This is a genomic window from Streptomyces sp. NPDC058534 (assembly GCF_042717365.1).
Lineage (GTDB): Bacteria > Actinomycetota > Actinomycetes > Streptomycetales > Streptomycetaceae > Streptomyces.
The window spans coordinates 1-9,767 of record NZ_JBHXNW010000143.1 but is presented as its reverse complement, the minus strand read 5'-3'; the positions used below and the strand labels follow the sequence as shown (position 1 = coordinate 9,767).

The following is a 9,767-nucleotide window of genomic DNA, read 5'->3' as shown; positions in this document are numbered from 1 at the left end:
ACGCCAGATGCAACGCCACCAACGACGACGAACACGCCGTATCGACGGTCACCGCAGGACCCTCAAGACCCAACGTGTACGCCACCCGGCCGGAGATCAGACTGGCTGCCGTGCCGGTCGACCGGTATCCGTCCGTACCGGCTTCCTCGATGTCGCCGCCGTACTCCTGCGTCATGTGGCCCACGAACACCCCGGTCGCGCTGCCGGCCAGGGTCTGCGGGTCGACGCCCGCGTTCTCCAGCGCCTCCCAGGCGACCTCGAGCACCAGCCGCTGCTGCGGATCCATCGCGAGCGCCTCACCCGGGCTGATCCCGAAGAACCCGGCGTCGAATCCCGCGATGTCGCTGAGAAACCCGCCCTCGCGGACATACGTCGTACCCGCGCGATCCGGATCAGGATCGTAGAGCCTGTCCAGGTCCCACCCCCGGCCGGTGGGAAACGCGCAGATCACATCACGACCACCGACCGAGACCTCCCACAGGTCCGCCGCCGAAGCGACACCACCGGGGAACCGACAGCCGATACCCACGATCGCGACCGGATCGTCGCCGCTGGGCCCGTTCCGGCGCAGTCGCTCGACTTCCTTGAGCGCCTCACGCAGTGCCTTCACCAGCCTGGCTTCGGTGTCCTTGCTCATGGTGCGTCACTCCGTCCGGAGTCCTGCGGGTGGTCGTCGATCGGTACCGGTACCCACGCGCCGCCCATGGCGACGAGGGCCTGCCAGAGCACGGTGGTCAGGGCCCAGTGCCACCGGGGCGGCATGGGCTGCGCCCGGGGGGCCGTGTCGGTCGTCCGTGGCACCGGGATCTGCACGATGCGAATCCGGTCGGTCATTGCCGGCCGTCCTCGCCCAACGCCACCGCGATCAGGTCTTCGACATCCATCGTGTCGATCAACTCCTTCTGGCCCGGCCGCACGTCGGGCAGCGGCGTGACGAGGGTTCGGTGTAGGTGGTCGGTGAGCGCGGCGGGCGTCGGATAGTCGAACACCGCCGTGGCAGGCAGCGGCGCATCGGTCAACGGTGCGAGGGCGTTGCGCAGTTCGATCGCGGTGAGCGAGTCGACGCCCAGGTCACGGAAGGTGCGGTCCGTGTCGAGCGGCGGCCCTTCGGGACTGTGGCCGAGCAGCGTCACCAGCTTGTCGCTCAACAGGTCAAGCACGCGTTGCCGCTGCTCGTCCGGGTCGAGACCGGCCAGTTCCCGCCGCAGCCGCAGCCCGTCGTCCCGGCGGCTCGGCCGGACAGCCGCGCGCAGGGTCACCGCGGCCACCTGCGCGCGCGGCGCGGTCAGGGCGGCGTCGAACATCGCCAGGCCGTCGGTCTCGGAGATCGCCGAGAGCCCTCGGTCGCGCAGGCGCGCCAGATCCGCGTCGCGTAGGTGCTCGGTCATGCCGCGCCGGCCCGCCCACAGGCCCCAGGCGATGGACACCGCGGGCAGGCCGTTGGCCCGACGGTGCGCGGCCAGCCCGTCCAGGAAGGTGTTCGCCGCGGCGTAGTTGGCCTGCCCCGCCGAACCGAGCGTGCCGGCCACGGAGGAGAAGAGCACGAATGCGGTCAGGTCGAGGTGGCGCGTCGCCTCGTGCAGATTCCACGCGGCGTCCGCCTTGGCCGCGAGCACCGCGGACAGGCGCCGCGGCGTCAGTGACTCCAGCACTCCGTCGTCGAGTACGCCGGCCGCGTGCACCACCGCGGTCAGGCCGGGCGTCACCAGGCCGGCCACCGCGGCCGGGTCGGCGACATCGCAGGCCACGATCTCGACGGACGCGCCCAGTTCGGTCAGCTCCGCCCGCAGAGCGGGTGCTTCGGGTGCGGCGGGGCCGCGTCTGCCCGCCAGCACCAGCCGCCGCACCCCGTGCGCGACCACGAGATGCCGGGCGAACAGTGCGCCGAGACCGCCGGTGCCGCCGGTGATCAGTACTGTGCTCTCGGGACCGAACGGGGGCGCTCCCTTCGGGGGTTCCGGCAGCAGGGCCAGCTGGGCCGCGTGCGCCACTCCCGACCGGATCACCAGTTGTGACTGTCCCCTTGCCAGGACGGCGGGCAGGTCGAGTTCGCCGTCGGTGTCCACCAGGACGAACCGGCCGGGTTGTTCGACCTGCGCGGAGCGCACCAGGCCCCACACCGCCGCGCCGGCCAGGTCCGGCACGTCCTCGCCCGGCAGCCCGACCGCGCCGTGGGTCACGATCACCAGCCGCTGTGTCGTCGGCGCGGTCAGCGCGTCGAGCACCTGCCGCGTCGCCGCGTGCACCGAGGACACCACGTCCTCACCGGCGGAGAACCCGTCGAGCACCGCGACATCGGCGTTCGACGCGGAGACGGTGGCGGGTGTGGGGGGTGTGGGGGGTGTGGGGGGTGTGGGGGGTGTGGATGGATTGGCGGGTGTGGCGGGCAGCGGAGTCCAGGCCAGTTCGTGTACGCGGCGGGTGGCCGCGGACATCGGCCGCAGCCGGACCGACGCTGCGGTCAGCACCGGTCGGCCGGCCCGATCGTGCACCGCGACCGACAGGCCGTCCGGCCCCGCGGGAGACAGCCGTACCCGCAGCCCGTCCGCCCCGGCCCGGTGCAGCACGACGTCCTGCCAAGCGAACGGGACGTCCACGCCGCTGCGGCCGGTGTCCACCAGCCACCCGTGCAACGCCGCGTCCAGCAGGGCAGGGTGCAGGCCGTAGCCGGTCGTGTCGACGTCGGCCGCGACCTCGGCGAGCACGTCGTCGCCGTCGCGCCATGCCGCGCGCAGCCCGCGGAAGGCCGGGCCGTAGTCGAGTCCCTGGTCCGCCAGCCGCTCGTAGGCACCGTCCGGGTCGATCGGCACCGCGTCGGCGGGTGGCCAGATGACCTGCGGCGCAGGGTCCGCCGGGTCCGCCGTGGTCACTGATCCCCTGGCATGCACCACCCAGGGTGCCGCCGGTTCGTCGGTACGGGCGGACACCACCACCTCACCCGTCGGACGGGCGATCACCTGGATGGACAGCCGCTCCTGCTCGGGCAGCACCAGCGGAGCCTGGATCACCAGTTCGCGCACCGTGTCCGCCCCGATCTCGGCGCCTGCGCGCAGCGCCAGTTCGGCGAAGAAGGTGCCGGGTGCGAGGACCGAGCCGGTCACCGTGTGGTCGGCCATCCAGCCGGGCGAGTTCCGGGAGACCGAGCCGGACAGAATCACCGTGCCGTTGTCCGGCAGCTCCATCCGGGCGGTCAGGACGGGGTGGTCCGTCGCGACGAACCCCAGTCCCGTCGGGGCGGTCGGCGGTTCCGGCCGCAGCCAGTGGCGTCGCCGGTCGAACGCGTAGGTGGGCAGCTCCGCGAAGGGGCCGGACGGCTCGCCGAACGCCGCCCGCAGGTCCACGGGCAGGCCCCGCGCGAACAGCTCGGCGAGCGTGGGCAGCAGACTGTCCAGTTCGGGCCGGTCGCCGCGCAGCAGCGGCAACGCGGTCACCTCGGTGGGCACGGTCTGGGCCACCAGGGTGGTCAGCGCCCTGCCCGGCCCGATCTCGACGAAGGTCCTCGCGCCCTGCCGCGCCAAGGCGTTCACGCAGGGCAGGAACCGCACGGTCTGCCTGGCGTGCCGCAGCCAGTAGTCGGCCGACCGCAGGTCCTCGTCGGTGGCCGGTTCGCCGGTGACGTTGGACATGATCGGGATCGTCGGAGGGTGGTAGGTGACCTCCCGGGCCACTGCGGCGAACTCATCGAGCAGACCGTCCAGTTCGGCCGAGTGGAAGGCGTACCGGTTGCGCAGTCTGATCGACCGCCACCCGCGGTCACGGCAGCGTTCGACGACCCGCTCGACCGCGTCCGGGGCCCCGGAGACGACGGTGGTGTCCGGCGTGTTCAGGGCGGCGATCGACACCCCGGGCTCCAGGACGCCCTCGATGTCGTCGGCGCCCGCCAGGATCTGCACCATGCTGCCGGGCGGCAGGGCGCCCATGACACGGCCCCGCGCGGTGATCATCCGGGCGGCGTCGGGCAGCGACAGGACGCCGGCCACGTGCGCCGCGGCCAGTTCGCCGAAGGAGTGGCCGAGCAGGAAGTCCGGTCGCAGGCCGAAGGATTCGACGAGCCGGAACAGCGCGACCTCGGTGGCGAACAGCGCGGGCTGGGTGAACTCGGTCCGGTGCTGGAGGACGGCCGCCTCTGGCGAGCCCTTCTCGGCGAACAGCAGGTCGGCCAGCGGCCGGTCCAGGTGTGCGTCGAGTTCGCTGAGTACCTTGTCGAGTGCGGCGGCGAACACCGGGAACTCGGCGTGCAGGGTCGCGCCCATGGCCGCGTACTGGCCGCCGTGGCCGGGGAAGAGGAACACGACGGGCCCAGTCGTCGGCTCGGTCGGCTCGGCGCGGGTGGCCTCGGCCAGCCGGTCGAGCAGCTCGGCACGGTCCGCGCCGGTGATGACCCTCCGGTGCGGAAGGCGCGACCGCGTCGCGACCAGTGCCGAGGCGACGGCCGCCGGGGCGAGGTCCTTGTTCGTCCGCACATGGGCCAGCAACCGGGCGGCCTGGCCGCGCAGCGCGGGTTCGGTGCGCGCGGACAGCACCCACGGCAGCATCGGCCGGTTCCGTTCAGTGGCGGCCGGTTCCGGCTGCGCGGGGGCCTGTTCGAGGATCACGTGGGCGTTGGTTCCGGAGATGCCGAACGCCGACACCGCCGCCCGGCGGGGCCGCCCGCTGTCCGGCCAGTCGACCGACTCGGTCGCCAGGGCGACGGTCCCGCCCGACCAGTCCACCGCGGACGTCGGCGGGTCGGCGTGCAGCGTCGGCGCCACGACGCCCCGGTCGAGCGCGCCGATCATCTTGATCACGCCGGCCATGCCCGCCGCGGCCTGGGTGTGTCCGAGGTTCGACTTGACCGAGCCGAGCAGCAGGGGCCGGTCGGTGGGCCGGCCCTGGCCGTAGGTCGCCAGAATCGCCTCCGCCTCGATGGGATCGCCCAGCACGGTGCCGGTCCCGTGCGCTTCCAGCACGTCCACGTCCGCGGTGGTCAGGCCGGCGCCGGCGAGGGCTGCGCGGATCACCCGTTGCTGGGACGGGCCGTTCGGCGCGGTCAGCCCGTTCGACGCGCCGTCCTGGTTCACCGCGCTGCCGCGCACCACCGCGAGCACCCGGTGCCCGAGCTCCCGGGCCCGGGACAGGCGCTCCAGCACCAGGACGCCCGCGCCTTCGCTCCAGCCGGTCCCGTCGGCCGCGGCACCGAACGGCTTGCACCGCCCGTCGGCGGCGAGGCCGCCCTGCTTGGCGAAGTCCACGAATACCCGGGGCGTGGCCATCACCGTGGCGGCGCCGGCCAGGGCCAGGTCACACTCGTCGGACCGCAGCGACCGCATCGCCAGGTGCACCGCGACCAGCGACGAGGAGCAGGCCGTGTCCACGGTGAGCGCGGGCCCCTCCAGGCCGAGCGTGTACGCGACCCGGCCGGAGGCGACACTGCCCTGGCTGCCGACCAATCGGTAGCCCTCCACCCCGGCCGCGGCGTCGTCGACGCCCACGCCGTACTCCTGGGTCATGAGTCCGGCGAACACGCCGGTGCGGCTACCGGCCAGCGACTCCGGGGCGATGCCCGCGCGTTCCACCGCTTCCCAGCACACCTCGAGCAGCAGCCGCTGCTGCGGGTCCATCGCGGCCGCCTCGTGCGGGTTGATACCGAAGAACGCGGCGTCGAACGCACCCGCGTCGGCGAGGAAGCCACCCTGCCGCACAGCGGGACCGCTCGTCTGCCAGCCGCGGTCGGTCGGGAAGTCACCGATCACCTCCCGGCCGTTGGCCACGGTGTCCCACAGGTCCGCGGGCGAGTCGATACCGCCGGGGAATCGGCAGCCGGCGCCCACCACGACGATCGGATCCGTGTCGTCCACCACGGCCGTCGGGGGCACGTCCGCGCGTCCCGGCCGTCCGGCGGCCCGGTCCCGCAGATGGTCGGCCAGCGCGGCGGGCGTGGGGTAGTCGAAGACGACGGCCGCGGGCAGCGGCATGCCGGTGGCCGTCTTGAGCCGGTTGCGCAGTTCGACGGCGAGCAGCGAGTCGAAGCCGAGCTCCCGGAAGTTGCGGTCCGGATCGATCGGCTCGCCGACACGCCCCAGCACGACCGCGGTCTCGGCCCGCGTCAGCGCGAGCAGGTCCGCGGGCGCGGGCCCGGCGGCGGTCGGCGCCTGCGGCCGGTTCGGCACCAAGGCCCACAGCACGGAGGGCAGTTCGCCGAGGTCGGCGGAGACCCGCAGCGCCGCGCGGTCGACCGGCATCGCGACCACGTGCGGCCGGTGTTGCGCGATGGCGGCGTCGAACAGGTCAAGTCCGGCGTCGACCCTTAGCTCCACGAGGCCGCGCCGCCTGAGCCGGACGAGGTCCGCGTCGCGCAGCTGCCCGGCCATGCCGGTGGTGTGGTCCCACAGCCCCCAGCCGATGGACAGCGTGGGCAGCCCGCGGCCGTGCCGGTGGGCCGCCAGCGCGTCGAGAAAGGCGTTGGCTGCCGCGTAGTTGGCCTGCCCCGCCCCACCGCACACGCCGAGCACCGAGGAGAACAGTACGAGCTTGGCGCCGGTCCGTGCGGTGGCCTCGTGCAGGTACCACGCGGCGTCGGCCTTGGGCGACAGCACGGTTTCCATCCGGTCCGGGGTCAGCGAGTCGAGTACGCCGTCGTCGAGCACACCGGCCGTGTGGATCACCGTGGTCAGTTCCGGCGTCACCAGGGAGTCGAGCGCGGCGCGGTCGGTGACGTCGCACGACACCACCTGCGCCGTCGCCCCCAACTCGGCCAGCTCCGAGACGAGTTGCCCGGCGCCGGGCGCGTCCGGACCCTGCCGTGAGGCGAGCACAAGGCGCCGCACACCGTGCCGGGTCACCAGATGGCGGGCCAGTGCCGAGCCGAGTCCACCGGTGCCGCCGGTGATCAGGGTCGGCCCGGTCGGGTCGAACCCGCCCGCAGTCGCGGCCGGTACCGCAGTCGCGGCCGGTACCGGAGTCAGCCGGGCCGCGTGCGGCACGCCGGAGCGGATCATCACCTGCGGTTCGCCGCTCGCCACGACGGTGGCCACGTCGATGCCCGCGTTGATGTCTGCATCCCTGCTTGCATCAATGCTTGCGCCAATGTGTGTGTCGGTGTCCACCAGGGCGAACCGGCCGGGCGCCTCGACCTGTGCCGCGCGCACCAGACCCCACACCGCGGCGGCGACCGGATCTGGCAGGCCCTCACCGGCCGGGCCCACCGCGCCACGGGTGACGACCAACAGGACGCTGTCCGCCGACCGTTCGTCGGCGAGCCAGTCCTGGAGTACCCCGAGCATCCGGTGGGTGGCGGCGTGTGTCCGGGCGACCAAGTCCGGTCCGGCGTCGGCCGGTCCGGCGCCCGGGCCGAATCCGCCGTCGAGCACCACGACGCCCGGGAACGGTGCCGTCCGGTCCAGATCGTTCCAGGCCACGACCGACACCAGGGGCGCGCTCGGCAGGGCCAGCGGCGGCCAGGCGAGTTCCAGCAGGCGGTGGGCGGTGGACCGGCCGGCCCGGGAGATCGCGGACTGCTGCTCGGGCGACAGGCGCCGCAGCACGATCGACCCGACGGTGCACACCGGCCGGCCGGACTCGTCGTACGCCGCGAGGGCCATCTCGTCCCGCCCGCCCGGCGTGATCACCACCCGCAGGGCAGTGGCGCCGGTCGCGAACAGCCGGACGTCGGCCCAGGAGAACGGCAGCGCCACGCCACGCTCGGCGCCGGCGAACAGAGCCGTGTGCAACGCCGCGTCGAGCAGCGCCGGTTGCAGGCCGAACCCGGCCGGATCCACCTCGTCGGGCAGCGCGACCTCGGCGAACACCTCGTCGCCCCGGCGCCACATCGCACGCAGACCACGGAACGCCGGTCCGTAACCGTAGCCACGCTCGGCCAGCCGCGGGTAGGCGTCGGTCAGGTCGACCGCGGTCGCCTCGGAAGGCGGCCACGTGGCCAGGTGCGGCGCGGCCGCCTCCGCGGCGGCCAGCTCGCCGCGCGCGTGCGTCACCCACTCTCCGTCGGTCCCGGAGTGGTCGGTACGGGAATGGATCGTCACCTCGCCGTCGTCCACGACCACCCGGACGTCCACGCCGCCTTGCTCCGGCAGGACGAGCGGGGTCTGGATCACCAGTTCCCGCAGGGACTCGCGGCCGACCTCGGCGCCCGCGCGCAGGGCCAGTTCCACGAAGGCCGTGGCCGGCAGCAGCGTCGCGCCCGCGGCCGTGTGATCTGCCAGCCAGCCGTGCGTGGCGAGCGACAGCCGTCCGGTCAACAGCGCCGTGTCCGTGTCCGGCAGTTCAGCCACGGCGCCGACCATCGGATGGTTCGCGACGGTCAGGCCGAGCCCGGTCACATCCGTGTGCAGCTTCGGCTCCAGCCAGTACCGCTTGCGGTCGAACGCGTAGGTGGGCAGCGGCACTCGACGGGCATCGCCGAACACCGAGTCCCACGCCACGTCGCCGCCGCGCACGTACCGCTGCGCGGCGGAGGTCAGGAACCGGGCCGGGCCGCCCTGGCCGCGGCGCAGTGAGCCGGTCACGGTGACCGTGCGGCCGTCCCGCTCCGCGATCTGTTCGATGTGGATGCCCAGTGCCGTGTGCGGGGCGCACTCCACGAAGTGCGTGAACCCGTCGGCGAGCAGGGCCTCGACGGACCGCTGGAAGGCCACCGGCCTGCGGCAGTTCTGGTACCAGTAGGCGGGGTTGAGGTCCTGGCCCGCGACGGCCGCCCCGGTCACCGTCGAGTAGATCGGCACCGAGGCACCCGAGGGGCGGACGAACGAGGCCAGGTCGGCGAAAGGTTCTTCCAGTGGATCGACGAGCGGGGAGTGCGAGGCCCGCGGCGCCACGATCCTGGCCCGCAGCCCGGTCGCGCGCAGTTCTTCGGTGAACTCGGCCAGCGTGTCCGCCGGCCCGGCCACCGTCGTCCCGTTCGGACCGCTGACGCCCGCGATCGTCAGGCCGGGAAGCAACCGCGCCGCCACGACGCTCTCCGGCGCGGCGACCGAGACGATCGCGCCGGAGAGCCGCTCGGCCATCAGTCTCGACCGGGCCACGATGAGTCGGCACGCGTCGTCGAGCGAGATCGCGCCGGCGACGCAGGCGGCCGCGATCTCCCCCTGTGAGGTGCCCACGACGGCGTCGGGCCGCACTCCGAGGGAACGCCACTGTTCGGCCAACGACACCAGCACCGCGAACAGCGTGGGATGCACGATGTCGACGCGCGCCAGCCAGGAGTCGTCGGCGGTCTCCCGGACCGTGTTCAGCAGCGACCAGTCCACCAGCGGGTCGATGAACCGCGCGCAGTCGGCCATCCGGGCGGCGAACACCGGGGCACCGTCGCAGAGTTCGGCGGCCATCCCCAGCCACTCGACGCCCTGGCCGGGGAAGACGAACGCGGTCTTGCCCGGGTTCTCCTCGGCCTGGCCGTAGGTCACGTTCTCGGCGGGCAGGCCGTTGGCCACCGCCGTGAGCCCGGCGGTCAGGTCGGTGGAGTCCGTGCCGACCACCACCGCACGGTGCGCGAACCGCGCGCGCGTGGTCGCCAGCGACCGGCCGATGTCGGCCGCGTCGTACTCGGTGGCAGTGGCGAGCAACCGCTGTGCCTGGCCGCGCAGCGCGTCCGCGCTCTTCGCCGAGAGCACCCACGGCAGGGCGGGCCAGGACGGTTCGCCTGGGGACGCGCCCGCCGGGGTCGTGTCCGCCGGGGCGGGTGCCTGTTCGAGGATGACGTGTGCGTTGGTTCCGGAGATGCCGAACGACGACACCGCGGCCCGGCGCGGTCGCCCGCTGTCCGGCCAGTCCTG

The 9,767-nt window shown here is 73.6% G+C and carries 3 protein-coding genes; all 3 read right to left on the bottom strand.

Features of this window, described 5'->3' with window-relative positions; all coding sequences use genetic code 11:
• Nucleotides 1-610, bottom strand: a 610-nt coding sequence (locus ACFWR9_RS41845) for a beta-ketoacyl synthase N-terminal-like domain-containing protein (RefSeq protein ID WP_383852680.1), incomplete at its 3' end; no start/stop codon positions are given.
• Between the two features lie 23 nt (nt 611-633).
• Nucleotides 634-834, bottom strand: a complete 201-nt coding sequence (locus ACFWR9_RS41840) for a hypothetical protein (RefSeq protein ID WP_383852678.1) — start codon at nt 832-834, stop codon at nt 634-636.
• Nucleotides 831-9,767, bottom strand: an 8,937-nt coding sequence (locus tag ACFWR9_RS41835; protein WP_383852675.1) for an SDR family NAD(P)-dependent oxidoreductase, incomplete at its 5' end; no start/stop codon positions are given. The genes ACFWR9_RS41835 and ACFWR9_RS41840, both read right to left, overlap by 4 nt.